The organism is Rossellomorea sp. GCM10028870 (genome assembly GCF_042666755.1).
GTDB lineage: Bacteria > Bacillota > Bacilli > Bacillales > Bacillaceae_B > Rossellomorea.
In genome coordinates this window covers 95,342-120,154 of the sequence record NZ_JBHTGN010000005.1, presented here as the reverse complement: position 1 = coordinate 120,154, position 24,813 = coordinate 95,342, and the positions used below count along the sequence as shown (strand labels likewise).

Genomic DNA, 24,813 nt, shown 5'->3' with positions numbered 1-24,813 from the left:
GAACAAATGACATCCATTTGTTCATCCTCTCTTTATTTTATGACCTTTCGGTTGACCCTGTACTCGAGTATCGCCTCGTGCATTCTCCTTAATGCCAAGTCGATCCGCTCTTTCGGACAGGCAATATTCATTCTGACAAACGAGTGTCCGCTCTGCCCAAACTTAAAGCCTTCATCAAACTTCACCCTCGCTTTTTCTAAGAAAAACGTACACAGCCCTTCACCTGTCATTCCTAATTCCGTGCAATCAATCCAAATAAGGTGAGTGGCTTGCGGGAGGATTGCTTTCAGCTCTGGAAGGTGCTGATCCAGATAATTCAGCACGTATTGTTTATTCTCTTCAAGCACCATTAATAGCTCATTAAGCCAAGGTTCACCTTCCTCATAAGCCGCAATCGTTCCTTCAATCCCAAACACATTCGGTCTCATCAGTCCATAGCCCGTAAGCTTTTCATTATACTTATCTCTCAGGTCTTTGTTCGGTATGAGAAGGATGGAGGTTTGAAGTCCCGCAATATTAAAGGTTTTACTTGGAGCCGCACATAGAATACTGCGTTCTACTAAGCTTTCATCCCCTTTAAACAGAGGAACGTGTTCATATCCTTTGTATACCAGGTCCCCATGCATTTCATCTGAAATGATCCATAGGTCATGCCGCTTAGCGATCGAACCAATTTTCATTAATTCCTCTTTCGTCCATACCCGTCCAACAGGATTATGAGGACTGCAGAGAATAAGAAGTTTCGTTCTGGGATGACGCGCCTTTTCTTCCAAGTCGTCAAAATCGATCGAGTATACTCCATCACGATAGAGCAACGTATTTTTCATAACCGAGCAGCCATGGTTCTCGATCGTACTGTAAAAAGGATAATAAACGGGATCCTGAATGATTACACCGTCTCCAGGCTCCGTTAACACGGACAACAATACATTGATACCCGGAATGATTCCTGGGCTAAAGCTGATCCACTCTTTCTCTATATCCATTTGGAAGCGCCTCTTCCACCATGAAATGACAGACTCAAAGTATCGATCACTAAATGTCGTATAACCGTATATGCCATGCTGAGCCTTGCGATTCATGGCTTCGACAATGGCAGGCGACACTTGAAAGTCCATATCTGCAATGCACATAGGAATTACATCCTCGGCAGGAAACGACCATTTCACAGAGTGAGTGTTTGTTCTCTCGATGCAATCATTCCAATTCATATCCTAATACCCCTCTCACATATATCTGTCCTTACTTTATACCAGATTGAGGACGGGGTGAATACCTAATTTAAAAATAGGAATCCCCCTTACTTACATTAGATGAGTGTCATGTCCAAATGCTTAATACACTCACTACTTTTCAACGGTTTTCCCTTCCCCGGCCCTTCTGTGGATATGCTTCATTCCTTCCCGCTTACTTAACGGTGCCAGCTTTTCTGATTCAATGAATTGCTGTACCGCTTCCGGGTCCGTTTTTGAATACTCCCGGAGCGCCCAGCCAATCGCCTTCTGAATAAAAAATTCTTTTGATTCATTATGCAATAATATGTATCTGAACAAACGATCCTGATCTGTTTTTCCTTTATATTTCAATTGATGCAAAATAGAGATCCGATTCAACCACATATTATCGGAATGAATCCATTTCTCTAAGTATGCGTCATCTTCTTCCGTTTGATAGATTTTCCCTACATGATTGGGAGCAATATGATCGATGGTATCCCACCAGGATTTATCTGTGATGATTTCTTCCAAAAATGGCAGGTGGTCTTTCGTTAAATTTCTGGATTGTTTGTCCAGAAGGGAAAGACCGATATACTGACACTCCCTTTGCGGTTCAGACCAAAGGGAACGAACAATGGCAGGTAATTCCTCAACCGGTGGCTTACCGTTCTCCTTTAGAAAATCCCTCAGTAACGCCGTTCGCTCCGGGGTCCTAATGCCAAAGAACTGAAATTGATTCCTCATATACGCTTCCATGGCTTCTCGATTTTCACTATTTTGATGCTTTTTTAATAGAGTGATGATTTTATCTGAATACTCATGCCCCATCCTTATTCTCCCCTTTTTGATTTTGTTCTTCGCATTCAAAACAACTGCTTTTTCCATTCTCCTTTTGCACACCGTTAAAAAAGCCGTCTAAACAATAAAGAGGCTTCTGACAGAGATAACAGTAGTCTACCAGCTCTTTCATTTCTTAACAGGTTCCTTCCCACTAAATTGATCATCCAGCATATTCTCCAATCAAAACATCTCCCGTCTGCATAACTCTCTTCATACTTCTTTAATATCGGGTAAAAAACCTTTTTTAAACAAAAAAAACAACCCTCAGCTAGCTAAAGGATTGTCTCTTTTTGTCAGTTGTCTCATAAGGAAAAAGTGAAGAAGCTTTTTGCTTTGAGGTAATGAAAACCCGACGATGGAACCGAGTCCCAGTGCGATAATGACCGTCCCGATCCCGACAGGACCACCCAGTAACCAGCCGAAGAAAAACACAATGATCTCCATTCCATTCCGTACCCACTGAACTTTCCAGCCCGTCTTCTCAACTACGAGCAGCATCAGACTGTCACGGGGTCCTGCCCCCAAGTCAGCTGACACATATAATCCGATACCGTACCCGATTACCACAATCCCAATCGCAAACACAATCGACTGTGCCAATAACGATTGAGGGTCAGGAAGTACATAATTAAATAAATCTATGAAAATACCGATTAACAACATATTTATAAAGGCTCCGACTTTAGGAAATGTCTTTGTTCCGACACCTGTCACGAATAAGATCAAAAATCCTGCAATGATGGACCATGTGCCAATCGTCAATCCAAGCTGCTTAAAGAGCCCATAATGAAACACATCCCAAGGTCCGATCCCAAGGTCTTTCCCTTTGATCGTCAAGCTTATGCCAAACGCAAGTACAAGGAGGCCAGTAAAGAAGAACGACCAACGTAATACAAATTCTCTATTCATGAAAATCCCTTCCTACACCATAGTCATTTCATTTATTACCCGGATAAATGTATCACAGAATAAGAAACAAAAAAATTTCATAAAACCTATGGGGTTGGTGGGGATAATTCATTCAGGGTATTGCGCCTGTTCTTTTTTACATTTTTTGTTAATCGGCTGGATTATTTGTGATTTCGGCCGGATTTTCATTGAAAACGGCTGGATTTATGACCATTCCCGCCGGATTTTCACGAAAAACGGCTGGATTATCGCCCATTTCGGCTGGATTCACTAAGCTGCGCCTCGAAAAAAAGCAGAGAACACATTAAAACCACTTAAATCCTCATTCTTCATTGATAAAACAATAGAAATCATGGTGGAAAATCCATGAAATCAACGCAGCTCATCAAAAAAATTCTCTACCCTTCAACCAGCTCTATAATTTCCCCGTCAGGTCCAAAGAAAAAGACCACTTTCCAGCCATTTTCAAGTACAACTGGACCCTCAACAGGTACTAACCCGCTCTCCCTTAATAGAGCAATCTCCGTTTCCAGATCGATGACTGCCAAGGCTAAATGAAGAAATGTCCGCTTCGAACCGTTATCCTCCCCAAGCTCTTCGATGAGCTCCAACCGACAATCGTTCTTTTTCATAAATAGTATCTTCTCACACCCCCATTCGAAATACGTTTCCTCTTCAAACCCAAAGTAAGATTGATAGAACTCCTTCGACCGCCCTAAACTCTTTACATTCATTCCCATATGATGAATTCTCATAGCGATTCTCCTTACAAAATTACATTCATATCGCCAAACTCATGCCATTTATAGTTTTTTAACAGAGCAGTTTGATAGGCGTTCATTAATTTTTCCTCTGAAATAAAAGCCTTTAAGAGATCCAGATGACTCGCTTCCGGTTCATGGAGCCCCGTGATGAGGCCATCTACGAGTTGAAGGGGGGTATCCCCCGATATATATAAGTTTGTTATCCCTTCAGAAGGCTTTAACTGTCCATATTGCGTCATGATGGTCTCAAGGGCACGAACGACTGTAGTGCCCACTGCAATGACCCGCTTCCCACTCTTTTTTGCCTTGAGGATTTGGTCCACTGTCCCTGAACCTACATGGTATTCTTCCGGATGATTTTTTGGTGTTGGCCAGCGATCATTTCCGTAATAGCTCAAGCCTGCGTGAAGCTGTATGAACACGACCTCAATTCCCTTCTGCTTCAAGGATTGTATCAACTTCCAAGAAAATGCCCTTCCGGCAGATGTCATTTCCACAGATCCAGGGACTGATCCATATACGGTTTGATAGCAATCAAGTGGCCAAGGACTATCAATATATTCATAACGGATCGGCTCTCCGTTTCTGTAAATAAAATCAAAAAGCTCAACACCACTCCTGTTAAATTCCAATTGCACAAGTGGTTTTTCACTTCCCTCACCCACCATGTTTGCCCGGACTCCCTCTGAAAAACAAATCGGTTCCCCCGCTTGATGGAAGTCTCCTATGATAAGCGCATCCCAACAGTTATCATCTACTTTTCTGGATAAACGAACTTCGAACTGCCTGTTTCCTTGCTTCCCTTTGAGAGAGGCAGGAATGGTCCGGCTGTTGTTTAAAACCAGTACGTCCCCCCTATTTAAAAATTCGGGTAACTGCTTGAATTGGGTATGATCACATTTACCGGTCTCCCGGTTCAACACCATCAGTTTTACTTCGTCTCGCTCGAATCCTTGAAGCTCAATGGGAGTCGATGCGTTTAAATGGGATGGGATATCAAAGGTCTTAGCCAGTTCATTCATTCTCCCCGCCTCGATTCCACTGAAATTCCAGTGCTTCAAATCGATTCCCGTTCTCATGTTCTGAAGCGTCGGAAGCAAGATATAAAAAGAGGTCAAGGTGATCATGAGGGTTCGCAAGGGGATAATCACATTCCGGGACAGCCTTGTCGTGCATGTCCGTATCCATTTCCCCTGGATCGACCATATTCACCCTTACCCCTGTATCACTGAGTTCGTCGGCCCATGTTTGAGTCAATCCTTCGACGGCAAATTTAGAAATTCCGTATGCCCCCCACTCAGCAAAGCCTGTTTTACCCGCTTCTGATGTTACGTTTATGATTGATCCTTTACCCCGGCTGATCATTCCCGGCAGGACTCTTTTCGTTACTAAAAATGGGTTCAATGCATTGATTCTTAGCACCTCAAGGAATTCTTCTTCAGGATAATCAGCCAGAAGGCGGGGACCAGGTCCAAAGACAGATGCATTGTTAAAAAGAACATCGACTCTTCCCAATACTTCCTCCGTAACAGAAACAAAACGGTCTACATCCCTGGAATCAGAAACATCTGCTTCCAAGGCTACCACTTCTGCCCCTAACGCTTTCAATTCTTTCTCCAACTCCCGAAGGGGTCCACTCGTTCGTGCACAGATCGCAAGCTTTGCTCCTTCCTTGGCACATTGTAGGGAAAGGGCCCTTCCCAACCCTTTTGAAGCTCCGGTTATCATGACTACTTTGCTTTTCAACATCTTTATTTCCCCTTTCATAACTCTTATTACTCATAGTTTATGAAAAATCTCCTTTCGACAAATCGTCTATAAGTGGTCATGGGGAATAGAAAATTAGATGTAGCAAGCTATCAGCCTTTTGATGTAGTTTCATAAAAACACGAACATTAATACTAGAAATATGTTTTATATTCGTGTTATAATCAAATTGAAAATAAATAGAGCAGTGACTGGCGAAAATGTGGAATCAACCACAAGGGAGCTGCGAATCTTATAAATCATGAGCCATTAGCCGTTCGCCTGGGCAGAAGGTAAGGGGATACCCTTGTCTTCTTTTACTATAATCAGGAGGGATTGCAGTGGAACCACTAGTATTAGACGGGAAACTTGTTGCATCTGAGGTAAAGGAAAGCCTAAAGTCGAGAGTCGCTGTATTAAAGGAGAATGGTACTACCCCATGCCTTGCCACGGTGCTTGTTGGAGACGATCCATCTTCTGCTACGTATGTGAAGATGAAGGGCAATGCGTGCGCGAAGATCGGAATGGAATCAAGAAGGATTCATCTTCCTAAGGAAACGACAACAACTGAATTGTTGGACGTGATCCGGGAGCTTAATCAAGATTCTACCGTTCATGGCATTCTCTTGCAGCACCCTGTTCCTAACCACATTGATGAACGTGCTGCTTTTGAAGCAATCTCCATTGAGAAAGATGTTGATGGAGTCACAAGCCTCGGGTTCGGTCAAAACTCTCTTGGATTTGGTGAATATCCATCTTGCACACCTGCCGCGATCATGAGCATCATCGATTACTACGGTGTATCCCTTGAAGGTAAACACGCTGTCGTAGTAGGAAGAAGTCCGATTCTAGGAAAGCCTGTATCCATGATGCTGTTGAATCGAAACGCAACGGTGACGACCTGTCATTCGTATACAGAGAATCTGCCTGACATTCTCGCTACTGCAGATATCGTGGTGGCAGCAGTCGGTAAACCTAACTTCATTCAAGGGGATTGGTTAAAAGAAGGTGCTGTCGTTCTTGATGCGGGCTATAACAAAGGGAACGTCGGAGACATCGATTACGACGCATGCTATGAAAAAGCGAGCGCGATTACCCCTGTACCAGGTGGAGTTGGCCCGGTGACCATCTCCATGCTATTAAAACAAACCGTTGATTCTGCTGAGAAATATGGTTCTGTCCTACAAAATTCATAATCCTTAAACTTCAAGAGACTGACTCGTTTAGGAGAGCCAGTCTCTTTTTTTGCTATTTCGGACTTATTTTTTCTACATTTCAGGAAAGAATGGTAAGGAATAGAAAGATAAAGGAGCGTTCATATGGACACACATCATCAAAATGCTTTTTCCGAAACACCGGAACCCTATTGGAGGGAAACGGCTAAACTCCCCTTATTTAAAAAGCTTGATAAAAACATAAAAGTGGACGTAACCGTGGTTGGCGGAGGGATTGCAGGTATCACCACTGCCTATCTGTTAGCTAAAGGCGGGAAAAAAGTGGCTCTCATTGAGGCTGATCACTTATTGAACGGGACAACGGGGCATACAACGGCTAAGATTTCGGCACAACACGGATTGATTTATGATGAACTCATCCAGCATTTTGGAGTAGAGTTTGCAAAGAAATACTACCTGTCTCAGACAAAGGCTCTTCAGTTTATTAAAGATACGATTTCCAGCGAAAAGATAGATTGTCATTTTACAGAAGAGGACTCGTATGTTTACGCGACTACTGATCAATATGCCACAAAAATCGAGAAGGAGTACGAGGCGTATCAGAAGTTAGAGATTCAGGGAGAGCTCATCGAAAAACTCCCGATCGATTTATCCATTAAAAACGCAGTCGTAATGAAAGAACAGGCACAGTTTCACCCTTTAAAGTATCTAAAAGCCTTGATTGATTCTTATACGGGACTTGGCGGTCAAATATTTGAAGGAACACCCGCCAAAACCATTAACGAAGGAGACTCCACACAAGTGGTGACGGATGATGGATATCACCTGGATAGCGAGCATGTAGTCATCTGCTCTCACTTCCCTTTTTATGATGGCATGGGCTTCTATTTCACAAAAATGTATGCCGAACGCTCGTACATCCTTGGAGTGAAAGCGAAAAAGGATTACCCGGGAGGCATGTACTTAAGCGCAGAAGACCCTACCCGTTCCCTCCGTTCTGAAGACGATGAAAATGGGGAAAAGCTTATATTAATCGGGGGGGATAATCATAAAACGGGACAAGGTAAAGATACATTGGAGCATTACAATGCACTGAAGGAGTTCGGAGAGGAGGTCCTTGGAGTAGAAGAGGTACGTTACAGATGGTCTGCTCAAGATCTCATTACACTAGATAAAGTACCCTACATCGGTAAGTTAACGGAAAAACATCCATCCATTTTCGTAGCGACGGGTTTTAAAAAATGGGGAATGACATCCGGCACTCTAGCGGGGCAGATCCTATCTGATCAGATTTTAGGAAATCATCATATTTATGCTGATGTGTACACCCCTTCCCGATTTGTTGCCGACCCTAGCATTAAGCATTTCTTTAAAGAGAATATAAATGTGGCTGGACAACTCATTAAAGGAAAGCTTCAAGTCCCAACTAAAAAGGTACAGGAGCTACAAAAAGGCGAGGGCGATGTCGTGAACCTGAACGGGCGACGCTGTGGTGGATACCGGGATGAAACAGGAAAGCTGCACGTCGTAGACACTACGTGCACCCATCTCGGCTGTGAAACCGAATGGAACCACGGTGACCACACATGGGACTGTCCTTGTCACGGATCCCGTTTCTCCATTGATGGGGATGTGATTGAAGGCCCTGCGAAGAAACCTCTCACCAGGTTTGAAGTGACCGATTGAGGGACGGACCTCTGGAAGGAAGCTTCCGATTATTGTCGAATATAGCCTGGGAAATAAACCGGATTTCCAAAGTATTTGACATATTTTGTCGTATCTCACAGAAGAATATTTCCTCGATTATGTCTCAAACTATAAAGGCTTGAGTTACTATTTGGGGAGGGATTCTGAATGGGACGTACTAAAAAAGGTAACCGTAATGCTCAAAGTAATACGAATGCTAAACAAAATCGAACAAGTTCTGAATTAGTGGAGTTTACAACCGGTCAAGCGAATACGAAGAAAAACCGACCACAAGACTAGTAACGACTAGCTGATTGAAGAATAACCGGCAGTACCGCTGCGTCAGGTTATTCTTTTCTTTTTTCTCCTGGTCCGTTCATCTTTTCGTAGAGGAATCTCACTGCCGACCTCGAATACGTTATAGAGAAATTGATTAGGAGGAATAGATGATGCAAGAACAAATGTTATTTCAACAAATGGAATTCATTCGGCTTCGCACACTGGCTGCTCTTGATGCGACAACGGAACAGCAGGCGGATGAAATGCCTCCAGGATTCAGAAATTCTATCCGATGGAATTTAGGACATATCCTGCTGTCTCAGGAAAACCTGTTATTCTCCTTTGTAGGGGAAAACGACCGTAAAACACTTCCACCTGAATATGGGGAGTTATTTGGCTTTCATACAAGCCCTTCCACTTGGAATGCGCTCACACCCCCTACACTGAAGGAACTTCGTGAGAAACTGGAGGCACAACCGCAAAGGATGAAAGAAGCGTTTTCCGGTCGTTTGGATGAAACAGGAGAGAAGCCGTTTGTCCTTGGTGAACATACTACGTTTACCACTTTAGGTGAAGTTCTTTCCTTTGCTAACTGGCATGAAGGCTTACATCAAGGAGCCATAACGTCTATTAAGCGTGTACAAGGAATTGAAAATCTTTGGGAAAAAGTTGAAGAGAAGATAGAAAGATAAAAAGACATGGCGGCTCTTGTGCTGCCATGTCTTTTTATCTGCCTTTAAACAAAATTAAAAAATCCCCATACCCTTCTTCTTCTAATTTCCCTTTAGGAATAAATCGTAAAGAAGCAGAATTGATGCAATACCGAAGACCTTTAGGACCGGGTCCATCTGTGAACACATGCCCGAGATGAGAATCGGCTTCCCTGCTTCTTACCTCGATTCTTGTAGAACGATGAGAGAGATCATATTGTTCTTTGACGCTTGCATCCATGACAGGCTTTGTAAAACTTGGCCAGCCGCACCCACTATCATACTGGTCTTTTGAGGTGAATAAAGGCTCACCTGAAACGATATCCACGTAGATCCCTTCCTCTTTATTATCCCAATACTCATTTTCGAAAGGAGGCTCTGTTCCATTTTCCTGTGTAACGAAGTATTGCATTTCCGTCAGATGTTCTTTTAAATGGGATCGATCTTTTGGCCAATATTTGTTCAAGAAATCCTCTCGTCCGGATCCACGCTTATAAAGTGCATAGCGAAAGGCATTTCTCTTATAGAAATCCTGATGATAAGCTTCTGCAGGATAAAACTCACGTGCGGGGAGAATCTGTGTCACAACAGTCTCCTTAAATACTCCACTCTGCTCCAGCTCTCGTTTTGACTCCTCGGCCTGCATTTTTTGATTGTGGTTATGATGAAAAATGGCTGTACGGTAGGAGTCACCCCGATCATTGAACTGCCCTTCTGAATCAGTAGGGTCAATTTGTTTCCAATAAAGATCGAGCAGTTTCTCATAAGGGAACCGATCAGGGTCGAATGTAATTTGGACGGCTTCATAATGTCCTGTCCCTCCTGACGTCACATCTTTATAAGTTGGATTGGCCATATCACCCCCTGTATAACCGGATACAACACTTTCAATTCCTTCCTGCTCATCAAAGGGTTCCACCATACACCAAAAACATCCTCCAGCAAAGGTTGCTTTCTCCATTTCAACGCTCCTTTCGTTTCACGTGAAACATTTAATGACCCTTCGTTCTCACACAAACTCATCCTTCAAAATAAAGATGATAATGATGTTGACACCCCGGATTAAAAGAGGCTCGACAATGGGGACATACCGATTGGCAGTTCATATACTGTAAAATCGTTAACTCACTTTTGCACTCGCCACAAAGTACCGCCTTGGCATTCCATTCATCCTTCCCCCATCGGACAGGTTCATGATCTGCCATTTCATCATGACATGTATGACAAGGGTAATAGGCGTTACAGCATTTAAATTTAATGGCGATGATATCCTTCCTTGTTCGGTAATGTTTACACTTTGTATTCGAATCCACTTCCACACCGGTCACCTTTATCAGCTTTTCAGTCATAATCATCCTCCCCTTATGCAGTAAATTTCGATATACATAGTCACTATTCCTACTAAAACCGTAAACTACTAGCTTCATTCTAGCCTAATTATCTATCTGTACTATACAATGAATAATAAAAGAAAGGGAGGGGAAGATTCTTGAAATTGATTGTATTCGGAGCAACCGGCGGAACAGGCAAGGAAGTAGTGAAGCAAGCATTGGCAGATGGCCATGAAGTCACTGTATTTGTTCGGAATCCTTCTAAATTGGAAGAAGATAGTCCGCAATTAACTTTCGTAAAAGGGGATGCTCTGAACGCTACAGAAGTGAGAGAAGCATTAACGGGGCAAGAAGCCGTTATATCCTGTTTAGGTTCCGATGGATTGAAGAAAACAAACGTCCTTACCAATATGACCACAAATATCCTGAAGGGGATGGAGATACATCGCATCACGAGAATTGCCTATGTGGCATCAGCTGGTATTCATAAAGAAATACCAGGCCTTCAAGGAAAGATCATTCAGTTCATTCTTCGGAATGTTTTAATGGATCACAGGAATGCTGTGGGACAAATAATGAAAAGCAGCGTCCACTATACGATTGCCAGACCCATGCAATTGACTACCCAGCCTCTATCGAAATCGTACCGTCAAGACGCAGAATCGATTCCGTCGAAGGGAAGAAAGATTGGCCGCGCTGATGTCGCTCACTTCCTGCTTCAAAGCATAGTTCAAGAGAAGCATATGGATGAATCCATTGGTTTAGCTTACTAAAAAATCAAGGGATTATTCTATCTTATCTCCAAGACAGAACAATCCCTATTCGTTACCCCATATGTTCCAGAATACCGGTTAAATCCTTATATACAAAATGCGGTTCGACCCCTAATTCATCCATCACTTTATCCTGACGATTTATCCAAGCCGTATAGAATCCAAAGTTCGTCGCTCCTGCAATGTCCCATGGGTTAGAAGACATAAACAACACTTCTTCTCTTCTGATCCCAAGCTTTTCAAGAACAAGCTGGTAAGACATCGGGGTTGGTTTAAACTGCTTCACTTCATCAACTGACAAAACCTCATCCAGCAAATGCCCAAAGGAAGATTGCTCAACAAGAGGAGATAGCATATCCAGTGAACCATTGGAAAAGATGGCTTTTTGATAAAGTTTCAGTTCTTGCAATACACTCCCTACTTCTTCGTAGTGATTTAATTCCAGGTAAGCCTCCAGCAATTCCTTCTCTTTTACTTCAGTAAGGTCAACTCCTGCTTGCTTAGCCGCATAATGGAGAGCATCCTTCGTTATTGTAAAAAAAGTCGTATACGTACCCATTAATTGACGTAAAAAACTATACTCCAACTGCTTCTGACGCCACACCTGGCTGATGTCCTTCCCTTTATCAGGAAAGAGTTCATTACACTTTTCAATGACGGAATGAACATCGAAAAGAGTTCCATACGCATCGAACACAAAAGCCTTTATATTGAGATTTGACATACGCATCCTCCTCTTTCATTCTTCTTATATAATAGACCATTTTAAATAAATTAAACTTTTTCACCTCTAAGCGAATTCATTTCACATTCACGTTTTTTATGATATATTACTTCGAGTATCTAAATATATTATGGAGGTGGTCACGATGAATGCAGAACTACCACATGCACAGGCATCTCCTTCCTATACAAAGACGATTCTGTTCTTGAGCTTAACCGTCTGGCTGGTTGTCATGAATACCACCATGTTTAATGTAGCACTCCCCAATGTCTTAAAGGATTTCTCTTTAGCCCCTTCTGAAGGAGCCTGGATTGTATCGGGATATTCTATCGTACTCGCCATTTGCACCATTACATATACGCGCCTGGCAGACTACATTCCCATCAGGAGGCTGCTTATCCTGGGCATTTCCATTTTCGGGCTGGCATCGTTCATAGGTTTCTTTGCTCATACCTTTACCTGGCTATTGATCTCCCGTTTATTCCAAGCGGCAGGTGCTGCAGCCATTCCTGGGTTATCCATGGTGTTTGCCGGACGTTTTGTCCCGATGGCAAGACGCGGCCGGGCATTGGCTATGATTGCCTCAGCTTCTTCCCTGGGCTTTGGATTAGGGCCCGTCGTAGGTGGCGTGATTACCGATTATTTAAGTTGGAACTATTTATTTCTAATCACGTTATGTGTCCTTGGAATGATACCTGTACTCTACCGCTTCCTGCCGGATGAGACGACCAGGAAAGGGTACTTTGATGTATGGGGAGGCCTTTTAACCGGAATCGGAATTACGTTCTTTCTGCTGTTCATTTCAACGTTCCACTGGTATTATTTCGCAGGTGCCGTTGTATTCTTTGGAGGATTGTGGATTCGGATCCATAAGATCGAACTACCTTTTATTCAACCCAGTTTGATACGGGACAAAGGATACCGTCAGATTCTATATATGAGTTTCCTGGGTTTCGCCACTCACTTTGCGATTCTAATCGTCATGCCTCTTATGCTTCAGCATGTATTTGGTAAAAATCCCACAGCAGTTGGATTCATTATCTTTCCGGGTGCGATGCTGTCGGCAGTGGCAGCTGTATATGTCGGGAGACTGATTGATCGCTATGGAAATATGAGGGTGATGTTCCTTGCTCATATCCTTCTGATCATTTCAACCGTCATCTTTTATATCTTATCACCCCTCAATGAATACATGATTATGCTGGCTTATATGTTTACAAGCTTTGGCTTTTCAAGTCTTTCGTCAAGCTCGACCAATGAAGTATCCCGTGTCATGAGTAAGGAGCTGATTGCTTCAGGAATCGGCATGAAACAGCTTACCCACTTCGTAGGCAGTGCGTCTGGTTCTGTTCTAGGAGGAATCATTGTCGAGATGGGCGGAGCAGATTTCCCAGTCCGTTCATTTCAGAATACATTCCTTGTTCTGATCGTATTAATGACACTATCCCTTATTCTATTATTCTTGTACCGCAAGAGAATCAACCATCAATAAAATCTGGTCCAGGCAGTATATCTGCCTGGACCTTATTATTTGTAAATAAATAGTGCTCATATTAGCCTGAATGGATTCCTCCACTACCAATAAGGGTATAGTAAGAAAAAAACAGTAGAACAGGGGAATTCAATTGAAAACAAAGAAAAAGTGGTATAAGAAGAAAAGCTGGTGGATCGGGGGTGTCATCCTATTGATCCTTACCGTCGTTATGGTATACCACCGCGTTAAGCCGTTGCCTCCGGGAATATCCTATGCAGGTAATACCTATACCATACCCGAAAAGGATGTGGAGTTCTTATACGACCTTACATACCAAAAGGATGGGAAAGAACTCTATGACCATTCGATCTTTGATGAAGTATACCAAACCATTGAAGAAGCAGAGGATTTTCTTATCTTGGACTTATTTTTAGTAAATGGATATACAAAGGGTGATCGTGATTACCCGAGAATCAGTGAAAAATTATCGAAAACGATTCAAGCACAGATGAAGAAGAAACCTGATTTAAAGGTTGTCTTCATCAGTGATATCGTCAATACCACGTATGGGTCTCATTCCGCAAAGCAATTAGAGCCTTTAGAGGATCTCGGGGCTGAAGTCATTTATACCGATCTAAACCGCCTCAGGGATCCCAATATCATATACTCGGGGGTGTGGAGGACCGCTCTGGGCTGGTTCGGTCAGGATGGCTATGGCTGGCTCCCTAACCCTATGGCTTCATCTGCACCCAAGGTAACCATGAGATCGTATTTAAAACTATTAAATGTTAAAGCCAATCACCGAAAAGTCGTCATCACTGAAAGGGAGGGACTAATACTTTCCGCCAATCCCCACGATGCAAGTGGGTTTCACTCTAATATCGGATTCAAGGTCAAGGGAGAAATCCTCAAGGACATGGTAAAAGCCGAAAAGGCAGTCGCTGCTTTTTCAGGGGGGAACGTAGAGGCATTTCCTACAGAGGAAGACTTAGATCAGTCTATTAAAAAGCTTTCTTCTAAAGAGAGCTCCGTTAAAGCACAAATCCTTACTGAAAAGAAAGTTCAAACAAGTGTCGTAAACGCTATGAATAATGCCAATAAAGGAGATGACGTCTGGATCGGGATGTTCTATCTTGCGGATCGGGACATTATCGATGCCATAGGGGATGCTGCAGACCGTGAAGTAGAGGTACGATTAGTGCTTGACCCCAATCAGAATGCCTTCGGTCAAGAAAAGATAGGGTTACCCAACCTGCCAATCGCATCAGAGCTGCACAACCTGGACAATGACCATATTACAATTCGGTGGTATAACACCAATAAGGAACAATACCATACTAAATTCATTTATATAAAAGGGAAAAAAGAGAGTACTGTCATCGGGGGATCCAGTAATTACACATCGAGAAACTTAGATGATTATAACTTAGAAGAGAACATAAAGATTGTGGCCCCAACTGACAGCAAAACCATGTCGGATATTGATCAGTATTTTAACCGTATCTGGAACAACGATGATGGCACCTACACCGTTAAATATGAGGAATATCAGGATAAACTGCCTGCCTTTAAATATGTCATGTATATCTTGCAAAAAATCTTCCAAGTAACGACATATTAGGTTTTAATCCCACAAGAAAAGGGAATTAAATCAGTAACAACACATCACAAAAACATTAAATGGAGGTTAGAAAAATGGGTATTATCTTGTACTTAATCGTAGGTGGGATCATCGGTTGGTTAGCTGGTCTTATATTAGGTAAAAACGTTCCTGGTGGAATCATCGGGAACATCATCGCAGGTATCATCGGTGCATGGATCGGTGGAGAACTTCTAGGAAGCTTCGGACCATCACTTGCAGGAATCGCTATCATTCCAGCCTTACTGGGAGCTATTATCTTTGTATTCCTGTTAAGCTTACTGTTAAGAGGTATGAGAAAGACTTCTCATTAAAAAACACTGAAACCCCTGAATTCCAGGGGTTTTTTATTTGCCCTTAAAAATATATAAAAAAAACAGCCAATGATGGCTGCCCTCTTAATACGTCATAGATTTCTTATGTCTTCTTTTATTCCGATACTTCTTATAAAACGGGTAAATAATAGGTCCCCATTTGATCAGTCTTCCAATTAAACGTTTCATGCAGGTAACCTCCTTTGTTATAGGTTGTTTACCCGTTTTAAGCAAACGGAAAACCTCTATATCTAATCAAAGTCGGTAATCATTCCCAATCCTCATTTGTAAAAAAAAATCAACACTTCCTTTACATATGGTAGATACTCTTAAAGCAGAAAAGGAGGCAGCCAAAATGAAAAAATGGTTCAAAAAAAGTTTCGCTTCACTTGTAATATTATCGATTCTTCCTCTATCAGCGAAAGCACTGGAAACCCCTTTTAGTTCAGCTGGTGAAAGGGATGGCGGTATCGGCAACAGTACTCATTATCTGGATTCCGCTCCAAATATCTCCCTGGATCCGAAGGTAAACCAGATTATTTACCCGCTATTCGCAACACCAGCCATTAAAAAGAAAGGTGAGGACCTTACCTTAAAAATCGACACACAAGGGTAAAGAAGCGGGATCATGGAGTGTCAAATTAAAGCAGACAAACCACTCTTCTCAGACTAGTGAGTATGAATTACCTGTCAAATCAGTTCAACAAGGACAATCTCATTGGAAGGACAGCTCCTCCATCGTTGATGTCACTGTCACGATTCCTGAAAATACTCCACAAAAGCTATATGATTTACAAGTAGCCTACACTGGAAATGGACAAAGGATCAACGATGAACAACCACATTCCGTTAAAGTAGTGGACGAGTACAAAAAGGATTTTACCTTCTTGCATATGACGGATACTCATATTGGTTCCCCTCGGAATCTTGGTGATCCAGAAGATCCATCCTCTGTAGACCCTGCTTTGGCAAAGGAAGCAGGCATGTGGGACCCGGATCCCCAAAAAAGATGGTTATACTTACAGAAAGCCATTAAAGAAGTTAATTTAAAAAACCCTGATTTTGTGGTTGTGACAGGAGATCTCATGTATGGGCAAATGAATCCCTTGGAGTATATATACGAATATGAGGAAACGTATAAAATGCTTCAAAAACTGAACGTACCCGTCTATCTTGTTCCAGGGAATCATGACTACTACGCTCAGGATGCTACGCTAACAGATGGAGCGAAATACTGGGAAAAGTACTTCGGTCCTCAATATTTTTCTTTTGATTACGGCCCTTATGCCCACTTCATCGGATACAACTCATTTGACTGGCACAAGTTCGATCGAAGCGGTAATGGAACTGTTTCTGTTCCAACCTGGGGTGGGCAAATACGCGAGGAACAACTCAATTGGGTCAAAGAAGATTTACAACGCAATGCCCAGACTGCAGAGAGCGGGCAAGTCCGTGGACTCTTTTCCCATCATAATCCACTGTGGCGTGATCGGGAAATGTGGCCAAAGGATGACCCAGAGGTCCAAACCTATTGGGAACAATACAATGAACAGCATGATCCTCAGCGTTTGCAAACACTACTACTCGGGGAAAAACTGGGAATCAAATATGACCAGCAATGGCATGGAGAAAATGCTAAAGAATTAATCAATGTCATGAAAGAAAACAATGTAACCGTTAGTCTCCACGGGCACACTCATATTGATAACGTAACGAAAGAAGATGGCATTTTATATACAACGACCACAGCGATTGAATTGACTGGTAAGCCGTGGGTCGGATTCAGGGGTTTTTCTGTTCAAGATGGTCAGATCGAATCTTACAATTATGAAGAAACCGGCCACTCAATCCCTGTTTATCAAAATGGTGATACCAAAGGTGGGACGATGTCCTTTGATGCTGCCTACCAGACAAGTAATGACGGGAGTGCGTCATTACAACAGGTGGAAGTGACAAATCGTTTAAACAAACCTTTAACCGTCACCATCCCCTTATATATGACAGAAGGAAATTACAACGTATCAACAGGCGAAGTTCTTCAGAATTATGCATCTGATCGTAAGCAGTATCTTGAAGTACAACTTACCATTCCAGCAAACAGTACAGAAACGCTCAACGTGCAGAAGAAATAAACATTGATAGGCTCCCTTCCATAGCATTGGAAAGGAGCTTGTTTTTAATTGAAGTTATATTCTGCCCGGGAAATAATTCAAAGTATCGTTCTTTCAAATAATAAAGAGCAACTGAACTCTATGTTCAGTTGCTCTTTATTATTTACTACTCTTCGATTCAGAAATCTTTCCTAAGAAAAAGCCATCAATCTCACTTAATTTACCACGCCACATAATCTTCCCTTTTGAAGGGGTCGGCTTGCTGTCGCCACAATATACCTTTGTGTTCTTCAAGTGAATAAAGTGGGCTTCAGCATTTTGGTTTTCATCTACAGATTCCCCGGCTCTGGCAAGCTCCTCACTCAGCTTCTGTGCTACCTCACTGCCATCCTCGAAGGTTTCACTTAATGAGTCGAAGTATTCCTTTGCAGAAACAAGGGTACCCGTTATGACGGCTCCCTTGACGTTTAACGTGATGTCTAATGAAAAGTCATGTTTGTTTGATGCCTGTACAAAAAATTCTAAGATGCTATCCTTTCCTGTACCAGATTCTAAACTCATCTTCACATCTCCTTTATCGTTAAGCTACTGTGTCGTCTTCGGTAGAGAGTGTTGTATCTTCTTCTTGATCTTCGTCTTTATCATCATCTTTCTTAGCAGATTTTTTACTTTTAGCGCTTGACTTGCGGGTAGAACGTTTCTTGCCCTTTGTAGAGCCTGACTTACCGTTAGATTTCTTTTTGCTAGAGGCTTCTTCCTCATCATCGCTATCATCTTCATCTTCTTCATTTTCATCTTCACTAGTGTCTTCGTCTTCTTCATCGTCATCTTCTTCATCTGTTGCTTCTTCTTTAGACTTTTTAGAAGCTTTCTTACTTGAAGAGGTTTCTTCTTTTTCTTCTTCATCCTCGTCTTCCTCTTCATCACTTCCATCTTCACGTGTCGCGGCAATTTGATTCATTTTCTCTTCTAATTGCTGCAAACGGTCCTGAAGTTCTTCATTTTCCTGTTTAAGCGCATCATAGTCCTGGTTTGACTCTTCTTCAGAGCTGTTTGTTTCTGTTGAATTTACGGCCGTTTCCGTGTCTTCAGATGCTTCCTCATCTTTATCACGCTTAAACAGATTGGCTGTTGATGATTTTAGGGACACAGCGGCTTTTCTGGATCTTTCTTTTGCTGCTTTCCCGAAGTCCAGGCTTTTGCTTTTGATTTTCTCTTGATCGATACGATCTAATAGTTTTTTTCCATTTTCAGGTGTTGCCAGATATCCTACAGTTGCTCCCAACAGACTTCCAGCTACGGTTCTCTTGATAGGGCCGCTTCTTCTTGTTTTGTTCTCGTTTGTTGAATTCTTTTCTTGTCCTTGATTCTCAACTGTTGTGTTTTGCGTATTTTTTTCTGCCATCGGTAAAACCTCCAATTAGTTTGTTTCCGCCGTGTTAAGACGGTTCGTATCCAGTTTCTTTTCAAGTGATTCCAATCGTTCCTGTAATTTCTTATTTTCCTCTTCAAGTGCTTTCGTGTTGTTATCTGCGGCTTTGGAACTTAAGTACGGGTCATTTTCCCACCAGTCCATGCCTATTTCTTTCGCTTTATCTACGGAAGCAACGATTAAGCGGATTTTAATCGTGAGCAGCTCGACATCGGCAATTCCCACCGTAATATCCCCTGCTACGACAACTCCTTTATCTAAAATCTTTTCTAATACATCCACGATTGTGTTGGATTGTACCGGATGCTCCATTCCCATCATGTAACCTCCCTAATCGGCATTACATTAAGCTCCCTAAAGGACCAAGATCTATATTCAAGTCTTCTGCATCAAGACCAAATACCTCTTTTAACTCTTCCATTTTTTCTTCTAAGTTCATCAGGGCTATGCCTAAATTCTCCACTTGTTCATCCGTTAAAGTACCGCCTTCGACACGCCGCATTGCATGTCTTTCGACGATTTGCCTTAATAGTTCTACAACGGTCAATACAAGTTGCGCTAAGCCTTGTTCTGCTTTTTCCGGGTCGAAATTAATTCGCCCATTTGTCCCGCTGGCCTGTGGCATGAATCAATCCCTCCCTTTCTTTATCGAATTGATTGGACGTTACCGTTTTACGCGTCCCTTGCTTGTGTTGAACCAATGTCTCTACTGAGGAAATCAGCACTCGCAAATCCAGATACACGAGGTCGACACCTGCAATGGATATAATCAAATCTCCCTTTATCGCCACACCTTTATCGAGAATGACATCCAATATATCTATAAGGGCAATATCTTTGTTCTCGATTGATTCTCTAACTGTCATATTTCTCATTCCTTGTTTTGTGATTAAGAAAAACTAGAAAAATGATAAGGTGGCCAAGGGCCTGATGCTTCAATTTTCCAACCTGCGTGTCCCAGTTCTTCTTCGTATTGCTTAATTTCCTCTACAAATTCATCAACATTGGATACTGGAAGGAGAAACACACTGTTCCAAGCCATATGTTCTTGTCTGCCTGTGACATCCTTACTCCAATTCTTTTTGATATTTCCATGGAGGGAATGTTCCTTCAGCTTTTCATGAACCTCTTCACAGAGACGATTCTTTTCATTTTCAAGTTCCCGATCAATCAGCTGATCGATTTTTTTCTTTTCAAAGAACTGCCTGCCCTTTGGTAATTCACTGATTTCTTTTCTTTTGGCTTCGATAGACGGGTTGCTTTCGCTTACCTGCTTCTTCAGCAGCTTATCATCACAGTAGATTTTGACGTTCCACTCTTCATTACCATCCAGCTGTGCGAAGGTCGTTTCCAGCTTGTTTCGATTGCCTTCTATCGTGGCCATAAGGCTATCCTTGTTCTTGTACAATGTACAGAACTTCAGGGGAATGATGGTATACATCTTGGAAACCATCAGTACGGTTTCGTGATGATGAAACGCTTTTTCCTGAAGCCAGTCCATATCGTTATCGACTTTGTCCTTAATGGTTTCTTCTGAGTATTCATCCGGTGGCAGATCACAGACAATTGCTGTCACTTCGCCGATTTCAATCGTATATAGTTCACCTTCTCCATCGAATCCTTTCATGGAGGGAAGGGCCTTTTCACTTGCTTCTTTTGTTGGGATTAAGCCGTATAAATAAAGTAAATCGCTCATCTGATCACCCTTATTTCTTTTTCGTTAGTTCTTCCCATTGCTCCATTTCCATCTGTTTCGCAATTTCATATCGTGCTAGTAACTCATCTTCTTTTTCCTGGAATACTTCCTCAGGAATTTCACCTAATTCATACATCATTTGAAGCTGAATCAATTTTTGTTGAATGGTAGGAAGGTCGTACAATTCTTTGTCTGCTTCTTCTTTAATCTTTTCGCCGACTTTAATGACTAAATTAATTGGTGCACTCACCAATTTATGAATCATCAGCCTTCCTCAACCTTCAAGCGTATGTTGACAAAATTGTAAGCCGGCCAAGGGCCGCTATAATTAAATTCGACCTTATCCTTCCATTTTTCATGGGCTTCATTGACCTTTTGATCGAACACTTCTTCCTGGTCCCGATCAATTAAGAAAGAAGCGTTGAGAAGCATTTTCTCACTTGAAGGGTCATTTGCCTTTGCTGATACGGCTGTTTCCTCAAGGGGGGCATAGACTTCCTGCTTCACCTCATTTTGAAGGGAAGTAAATAGCTTCTGAGCCATTCCTCCAAGCTGAATGCGGTCATAATACGCGGCAGATTCAGATTTCCCTTTAACGGCTGATGCCATTTTTTCTACCTGCGGGTTTTCTTTAACCATCGCTTCCAGCCATTCCTTTTTACCGATAACCTTTAACCCTAGCTCGATTTTCCCTTTAATTGCCGGGAAAAGGGTTTCGAACTGAGGATAAAGGTTTTCCAGAAGAGCCTGCACATCGTCTCTTGATTTAAAGACATTCCCGAAGCTGATCGGAATGACCGTATCCTTTTGATCCATCACCCGTGATACGGCACCCTGGTGCATGAGAAGATTCTGCTTCTTGGGATGATAGATTTTCATCGGTACTTCTGCTGCTACCATCGCGGAGTCCTTATATCTGATCGTGAACGTCTCGCGTTCCTCGCCTTCAATTTCAATGGAGCCAAATTGATCGTCTTCTTCTGTTTGAATGGCACAAAATATATAGATTCCCATTTCTTCCTTACTCATCATGAAACTCTCCTTTATTCCTCAGATACCTTCATATGTTTACATGCATCTATAATTAATCGTTCTGCTTTTTCTTGTGGGTTTTCTTCGTCGATACATCGACTTAGACTATGTGCTACTATATCAATACATAGACGTTGAAAGTCTGAATCCTTACCGTCTATGGGAATGTCTGATTCAATGGCGAGCCTTGCGATCATTAAGGAAGCACGCAAGCTCGGTCCGTTCTTTCCGTTTGTACATTGATCACGTAATGTAGATACAAGGGTTGTAATCGCTCTTGCTTCACTCATAACCAAGTTTGCTTTTTCGGATACAATCTTTGCCTCTTTTTCTGCTCCCTTGTAATCTACGTTAATGGTAATTAACCGATCCAGGAGAGCGTCCTGCGTTTGGTAAACCCCTGCATATTCTGCAGGATTACTAGTAAATATGATTGCAAATTCCGGGTGTACGCGAATAAAAGGTTCCGTTAATTTCGATCCATATAAAGGGATGATCCCCTCTTCTAAAATAGATAGGAAGATATTATTCGTTGTCGGCTGAGATCTTGTAAATTCATCGTATACAAGGGTATATCCATTCTTTACTGCTTCCAGTAATCGCCCGTCTCTCCATGTCTCGGTGACACTTTCGTCCTTTTTATAGACTGATCGAACATATTGATCGATCACTTTTTTACTCGTATACCCTGTGAAATCACCAATTAAATCTTTATTATTTAATTCATGGTTACCATGCATGAGCATAACCGGTCTTTTTCTCTTCTTCGCCAGAGCGATTGCAAGAGAGGTTTTCCCGGCTCCGGAAGGACCTGTAAAATGTACAGGATATCCAGCTTTAAGGTATTGCAATGAGCGCGAAAGCAATTCTTTCGTTTCATCGTCTTGTATTAATGCCCTGCTATCCTTTTTGATCCGTTTTGTTAAGACCGTCACTTACAATTCCCTCCTACTCGCTCATCCACTACATTTCCTGTCCAATGGCACTTCTGTAACGGATATCCCGTCGTTTAAATGATGTGACTTCCTTTTCTTTATTGAGTTGAACATCATATGTTCCAAGCATTTCGTCTTTAGCATATTTCTTCATATATTCTTTTTCTTCAATTACCTCGACTTGAAGCTTCCAGCCTTCATCTTCTGTCAGTTCCACTGACGTAATCTTATGGACCGGGGCTACATGTTCATTGAAGAAGTCGGTAACATTATTCATAATCTCTTTGATAACCATAGTCGCCTCCTACTCCTACTGTTATGAAAGCGGGAGGGTGCCAATAATGGCCCCCTTTCACTTTCTTTTCTCCACTGCCCCTGTTTAAACACTAAACTGGGAGCTTCTTTCGTTCTGCTGAGTAGCAAGACCGTTTTCTTCGACATCATCCCGAAGCAGGCCAACAGCTTCTGCATAACGCAACCATGTATCTACGCTGGCAATGACGACCCTTGCTTCAACCGTTAAGATTTCAATCCCAACGACAGATACCCTTGCAAAGGCATCAATGACGATACCTTTGTCGAGAATCCTGTCAATTACTTCCGCTAAACTCGAACTATTATTACTCTTTTGAATAGCCAATTGTTATTCTCCTTCCGGTGTTTAAGAACAGATGGTCTTAATGTCTTTCGATGATTTAATATTTTCCGAACTTTTAATTTCTGTAGAACTTTTAATATTAAAGGAGCTCTTGATGTCACTCGCCCCCTTAATATTTGCGACACCTTTAACTTTTGTTTGTTTATCATTGGATGAAGAGATTTTCTTTTGAAATTCTTCTCCTGCTTCTTTTGCATTGCCTAATTTTTCTCGAACGGAGAGCAGGACATCCTGTACTTTTTCCTTTGCTTCTTCAGCTTTGGTATGAACATTATCAGCATTTTTCTCTTTGGCCTTCTCTAACTTCTCAGATGCTTCATTGGCTTTTGATTGAATACCGCCTTCGACACTGTTTACAAATGTTTCTTTCGCCTTCTCTTTTATCGAATCTTTCACTTTTTCTTTCACGGGCTCCGGGGCGTGATCGTATGCTTTTTTAGCCATCTTCCCAACTGCTTTTTTCACCGGCTTACTCATGTAATGCCCCCTTCAGGGATGCGATTATTTCTTAGACTCCACTAAGCTGTTAAGCATTTCTTCAATACGTTCTAAACGCTCATTCAAATTCTTGTTTTCTTCTTTGATTTCTTCTAATTCTTCTGAATTATTAGAATAATTTTCACCGCTATCTGCCTTGGCATCAGTGTTTTCCGATACCTCTTCTTTTTTCTTCTTAGGTGCAAGCCTGCCACCTTCCAGCTTGTTCATATATCCGGTAGCAGATTGTCTTAATGTGATAATGGCTTGCTCTGTCAGAAATTCCTGTGCTGATCTTCGCAATTCCTTACTTGCTGCTTTCATCACTTCTGATTTCCCTAAACTGTCCACTACTTTCTTTCCTGTACCTGGATTTGAAAGTAACCCGATACCAGCTCCGACTACTCCACCGATAATCGCATAATTCATGGATTGTCTATTTTCAGCTGATTGCTCTCCGTTTTCTTCAATGTTTTTCGTTTCTTCTACTTGTTGACTGCTTTTTGTTTCTGCCATATTCATCCTCTTTTCTACAAAAATAGTAAAACTATATTTAATTTACTTGTTTAAATGCTAAACGCTGTTCCTCTTTCATTTTCCTGCTTGGCTAAACCTTCTTCTTGGACTTCGTCTCTTAAGAGCCCAACTGCCTCTGCATATCGTAACCATGTATCTACACTTGCAATGACGACTCGCGCTTCTATTGTAAGAATTTCTATTCCCACTAAGGAAACTCTGGCAAATGCATCAATGACTATTCCTTTATCCAGGATTCTATCAATTACTTCTGCGAGACTTGAGCTATCGTTACTTTTTTGAATACTCATCGAATCTCTCCTCTTTATTGGTGTAGCCAATGACTGTGTGCAAATTTTATATTCGGTTTAATCG

The 24,813-nt window shown here is 41.9% G+C and carries 34 protein-coding genes and 1 riboswitch; of the genes, 10 read left to right on the top strand and 24 right to left on the bottom strand.

The window, feature by feature from the left end:
- Nucleotides 1-32 precede the first annotated feature (32 nt).
- The 7 genes from ACFQWC_RS19060 to ACFQWC_RS19030 form a co-directional block, all read right to left on the bottom strand.
- Entirely contained in the window at nucleotides 33-1,211 is a 1,179-nt protein-coding gene (locus ACFQWC_RS19060) for a MalY/PatB family protein (RefSeq protein ID WP_299745275.1), read from the bottom strand.
- Between the two features lie 135 nt (nucleotides 1,212-1,346).
- Nucleotides 1,347-2,045, bottom strand: a complete 699-nt coding sequence (locus ACFQWC_RS19055; RefSeq protein ID WP_377108836.1) for a DNA alkylation repair protein — start codon at nucleotides 2,043-2,045, stop codon at nucleotides 1,347-1,349.
- Nucleotides 2,046-2,321: 276 nt separating this feature from the next.
- Entirely contained in the window at nucleotides 2,322-2,966 is a 645-nt protein-coding gene (locus ACFQWC_RS19050) for a YczE/YyaS/YitT family protein (RefSeq protein ID WP_341357196.1), read from the bottom strand.
- A 148-nt stretch (nucleotides 2,967-3,114) separates the two neighbouring features.
- A complete protein-coding gene (locus ACFQWC_RS19045) occupies nucleotides 3,115-3,237 on the bottom strand; it encodes a hypothetical protein (protein ID WP_341357197.1) in 123 nt (40 codons plus the stop codon).
- Between the two features lie 127 nt (nucleotides 3,238-3,364).
- Nucleotides 3,365-3,721 carry a VOC family protein gene (locus tag ACFQWC_RS19040; protein ID WP_299745286.1) on the bottom strand — a complete coding sequence of 119 codons (357 nt, stop codon included), beginning with the start codon at nucleotides 3,719-3,721 and terminating at the stop codon, nucleotides 3,365-3,367.
- 11 nt (nucleotides 3,722-3,732) lie between these two features.
- Nucleotides 3,733-4,791 (bottom strand): S-adenosylmethionine:tRNA ribosyltransferase-isomerase, encoded by a 1,059-nt coding sequence (locus ACFQWC_RS19035; protein WP_299745289.1) that lies wholly within the window; start codon nucleotides 4,789-4,791, stop codon nucleotides 3,733-3,735.
- Complete coding sequence (locus ACFQWC_RS19030) at nucleotides 4,745-5,479, bottom strand: SDR family NAD(P)-dependent oxidoreductase (protein WP_377108835.1); 735 nt, start codon at nucleotides 5,477-5,479, stop codon at nucleotides 4,745-4,747. Before ACFQWC_RS19030 ends, ACFQWC_RS19035 begins: the two co-directional genes overlap by 47 nt.
- Before the next feature lie 195 nt (nucleotides 5,480-5,674).
- Nucleotides 5,675-5,771, top strand: a riboswitch (ZMP/ZTP riboswitch).
- Between the two features lie 46 nt (nucleotides 5,772-5,817).
- On the opposite strand from ACFQWC_RS19030, the gene ACFQWC_RS19025 reads away from it, so the two are divergent.
- The 4 genes from ACFQWC_RS19025 to ACFQWC_RS19010 all read left to right on the top strand — a co-directional run bounded on the left by ACFQWC_RS19025 (nucleotide 5,818) and on the right by ACFQWC_RS19010 (nucleotide 9,308).
- Complete coding sequence (locus ACFQWC_RS19025) at nucleotides 5,818-6,672, top strand: bifunctional 5,10-methylenetetrahydrofolate dehydrogenase/5,10-methenyltetrahydrofolate cyclohydrolase (protein WP_377108834.1); 855 nt, start codon at nucleotides 5,818-5,820, stop codon at nucleotides 6,670-6,672.
- Between the two features lie 123 nt (nucleotides 6,673-6,795).
- A complete protein-coding gene (locus ACFQWC_RS19020) occupies nucleotides 6,796-8,337 on the top strand; it encodes an FAD-dependent oxidoreductase (RefSeq protein ID WP_377108833.1) in 1,542 nt (513 codons plus the stop codon).
- Between the two features lie 168 nt (nucleotides 8,338-8,505).
- Nucleotides 8,506-8,637: a hypothetical protein gene (locus ACFQWC_RS19015; protein WP_262372000.1), complete on the top strand. Its 132-nt coding sequence runs from the start codon at nucleotides 8,506-8,508 to the stop codon at nucleotides 8,635-8,637.
- A 149-nt stretch (nucleotides 8,638-8,786) separates the two neighbouring features.
- Entirely contained in the window at nucleotides 8,787-9,308 is a 522-nt protein-coding gene (locus ACFQWC_RS19010) for a DinB family protein (protein WP_377108832.1), read from the top strand.
- Between the two features lie 34 nt (nucleotides 9,309-9,342).
- Here ACFQWC_RS19010 and msrB read toward each other — a convergent pair whose 3' ends face one another.
- Both msrB and ACFQWC_RS19000 read right to left on the bottom strand, forming a co-directional pair.
- Entirely contained in the window at nucleotides 9,343-10,287 is a 945-nt protein-coding gene (gene msrB / locus ACFQWC_RS19005; protein ID WP_377108831.1) for a peptide-methionine (R)-S-oxide reductase MsrB, read from the bottom strand.
- Between the two features lie 58 nt (nucleotides 10,288-10,345).
- Nucleotides 10,346-10,675 carry a CHY zinc finger protein gene (locus ACFQWC_RS19000; RefSeq protein ID WP_299745308.1) on the bottom strand — a complete coding sequence of 110 codons (330 nt, stop codon included), beginning with the start codon at nucleotides 10,673-10,675 and terminating at the stop codon, nucleotides 10,346-10,348.
- A 140-nt stretch (nucleotides 10,676-10,815) separates the two neighbouring features.
- Here ACFQWC_RS19000 and ACFQWC_RS18995 point away from each other — a divergent pair, with 140 nt between their 5' ends.
- Nucleotides 10,816-11,430, top strand: coding sequence for an NAD(P)-dependent oxidoreductase (locus tag ACFQWC_RS18995; protein WP_377108830.1), 615 nt, complete (start codon nucleotides 10,816-10,818; stop codon nucleotides 11,428-11,430).
- A gap of 52 nt (nucleotides 11,431-11,482) precedes the next feature.
- Here the strand turns inward: ACFQWC_RS18995 and ACFQWC_RS18990 are convergent, their stop codons facing one another.
- Nucleotides 11,483-12,154, bottom strand: coding sequence for a haloacid dehalogenase type II (locus ACFQWC_RS18990; protein ID WP_377108829.1), 672 nt, complete (start codon nucleotides 12,152-12,154; stop codon nucleotides 11,483-11,485).
- Nucleotides 12,155-12,299: 145 nt separating this feature from the next.
- Between ACFQWC_RS18990 and ACFQWC_RS18985 the strand changes: the two genes are divergently transcribed.
- From ACFQWC_RS18985 to ACFQWC_RS18965, 5 genes are all read left to right on the top strand, one after another.
- The gene (locus tag ACFQWC_RS18985) at nucleotides 12,300-13,646 is read left to right on the top strand and encodes an MFS transporter (protein WP_299745317.1); all 1,347 of its coding nucleotides are present in this window, start codon (nucleotides 12,300-12,302) and stop codon (nucleotides 13,644-13,646) included.
- Between the two features lie 133 nt (nucleotides 13,647-13,779).
- Nucleotides 13,780-15,249, top strand: a complete 1,470-nt coding sequence (locus ACFQWC_RS18980; RefSeq protein ID WP_377108827.1) for a phospholipase D family protein — start codon at nucleotides 13,780-13,782, stop codon at nucleotides 15,247-15,249.
- A 74-nt stretch (nucleotides 15,250-15,323) separates the two neighbouring features.
- Entirely contained in the window at nucleotides 15,324-15,581 is a 258-nt protein-coding gene (locus tag ACFQWC_RS18975) for a GlsB/YeaQ/YmgE family stress response membrane protein (protein WP_098438646.1), read from the top strand.
- Nucleotides 15,582-15,936: 355 nt separating this feature from the next.
- Entirely contained in the window at nucleotides 15,937-16,197 is a 261-nt protein-coding gene (locus ACFQWC_RS18970) for a hypothetical protein (RefSeq protein ID WP_377108826.1), read from the top strand.
- 277 nt (nucleotides 16,198-16,474) lie between these two features.
- Nucleotides 16,475-17,713 carry a metallophosphoesterase family protein gene (locus tag ACFQWC_RS18965; protein WP_377108970.1) on the top strand — a complete coding sequence of 413 codons (1,239 nt, stop codon included), beginning with the start codon at nucleotides 16,475-16,477 and terminating at the stop codon, nucleotides 17,711-17,713.
- 138 nt (nucleotides 17,714-17,851) lie between these two features.
- Here the strand turns inward: ACFQWC_RS18965 and gvpU are convergent, their stop codons facing one another.
- From gvpU to gvpA, 14 genes are all read right to left on the bottom strand, one after another.
- Nucleotides 17,852-18,253: a gas vesicle accessory protein GvpU gene (gene gvpU / locus ACFQWC_RS18960; RefSeq protein WP_299745335.1), complete on the bottom strand. Its 402-nt coding sequence runs from the start codon at nucleotides 18,251-18,253 to the stop codon at nucleotides 17,852-17,854.
- A gap of 19 nt (nucleotides 18,254-18,272) precedes the next feature.
- On the bottom strand, nucleotides 18,273-19,097 hold the full coding sequence (gene gvpT, locus ACFQWC_RS18955; protein WP_299745338.1) for a GvpT/GvpP family gas vesicle accessory protein: 825 nt from the start codon (nucleotides 19,095-19,097) through the stop codon (nucleotides 18,273-18,275).
- 15 nt (nucleotides 19,098-19,112) lie between these two features.
- The gene (locus tag ACFQWC_RS18950; RefSeq protein WP_113969330.1) at nucleotides 19,113-19,442 is read right to left on the bottom strand and encodes a gas vesicle protein; all 330 of its coding nucleotides are present in this window, start codon (nucleotides 19,440-19,442) and stop codon (nucleotides 19,113-19,115) included.
- Nucleotides 19,443-19,464: 22 nt separating this feature from the next.
- Nucleotides 19,465-19,749 (bottom strand): gas vesicle protein K, encoded by a 285-nt coding sequence (locus ACFQWC_RS18945; protein ID WP_148970611.1) that lies wholly within the window; start codon nucleotides 19,747-19,749, stop codon nucleotides 19,465-19,467.
- Nucleotides 19,715-19,990 (bottom strand): gas vesicle protein, encoded by a 276-nt coding sequence (locus ACFQWC_RS18940; protein WP_377108825.1) that lies wholly within the window; start codon nucleotides 19,988-19,990, stop codon nucleotides 19,715-19,717. Before ACFQWC_RS18940 ends, ACFQWC_RS18945 begins: the two co-directional genes overlap by 35 nt.
- A gap of 23 nt (nucleotides 19,991-20,013) precedes the next feature.
- Entirely contained in the window at nucleotides 20,014-20,820 is an 807-nt protein-coding gene (locus ACFQWC_RS18935) for a GvpL/GvpF family gas vesicle protein (protein WP_377108824.1), read from the bottom strand.
- A 10-nt stretch (nucleotides 20,821-20,830) separates the two neighbouring features.
- Nucleotides 20,831-21,085: a gas vesicle protein GvpG gene (locus tag ACFQWC_RS18930; RefSeq protein ID WP_377108823.1), complete on the bottom strand. Its 255-nt coding sequence runs from the start codon at nucleotides 21,083-21,085 to the stop codon at nucleotides 20,831-20,833.
- The gene (locus ACFQWC_RS18925) at nucleotides 21,085-21,849 is read right to left on the bottom strand and encodes a GvpL/GvpF family gas vesicle protein (RefSeq protein WP_377108822.1); all 765 of its coding nucleotides are present in this window, start codon (nucleotides 21,847-21,849) and stop codon (nucleotides 21,085-21,087) included. The genes ACFQWC_RS18930 and ACFQWC_RS18925 overlap by 1 nt, the downstream gene beginning before the upstream one ends.
- 14 nt (nucleotides 21,850-21,863) lie before the next feature.
- The gene (gene gvpN / locus ACFQWC_RS18920) at nucleotides 21,864-22,787 is read right to left on the bottom strand and encodes a gas vesicle protein GvpN (protein WP_377108821.1); all 924 of its coding nucleotides are present in this window, start codon (nucleotides 22,785-22,787) and stop codon (nucleotides 21,864-21,866) included.
- A 28-nt stretch (nucleotides 22,788-22,815) separates the two neighbouring features.
- Nucleotides 22,816-23,082, bottom strand: coding sequence for a gas vesicle protein GvpO (gene gvpO / locus ACFQWC_RS18915; RefSeq protein ID WP_299745355.1), 267 nt, complete (start codon nucleotides 23,080-23,082; stop codon nucleotides 22,816-22,818).
- 84 nt (nucleotides 23,083-23,166) lie between these two features.
- Complete coding sequence (gvpJ, locus tag ACFQWC_RS18910; RefSeq protein ID WP_299745357.1) at nucleotides 23,167-23,427, bottom strand: gas vesicle protein GvpJ; 261 nt, start codon at nucleotides 23,425-23,427, stop codon at nucleotides 23,167-23,169.
- Nucleotides 23,428-23,448: 21 nt separating this feature from the next.
- Entirely contained in the window at nucleotides 23,449-23,922 is a 474-nt protein-coding gene (gvpQ, locus tag ACFQWC_RS18905; RefSeq protein ID WP_299745360.1) for a gas vesicle protein GvpQ, read from the bottom strand.
- Nucleotides 23,923-23,946: 24 nt separating this feature from the next.
- Nucleotides 23,947-24,438 carry a GvpT/GvpP family gas vesicle accessory protein gene (gene gvpT / locus ACFQWC_RS18900; protein WP_377108820.1) on the bottom strand — a complete coding sequence of 164 codons (492 nt, stop codon included), beginning with the start codon at nucleotides 24,436-24,438 and terminating at the stop codon, nucleotides 23,947-23,949.
- Between the two features lie 50 nt (nucleotides 24,439-24,488).
- The gene (gene gvpA, locus ACFQWC_RS18895; protein ID WP_060674023.1) at nucleotides 24,489-24,749 is read right to left on the bottom strand and encodes a gas vesicle structural protein GvpA; all 261 of its coding nucleotides are present in this window, start codon (nucleotides 24,747-24,749) and stop codon (nucleotides 24,489-24,491) included.
- Nucleotides 24,750-24,813 lie beyond the last annotated feature (64 nt).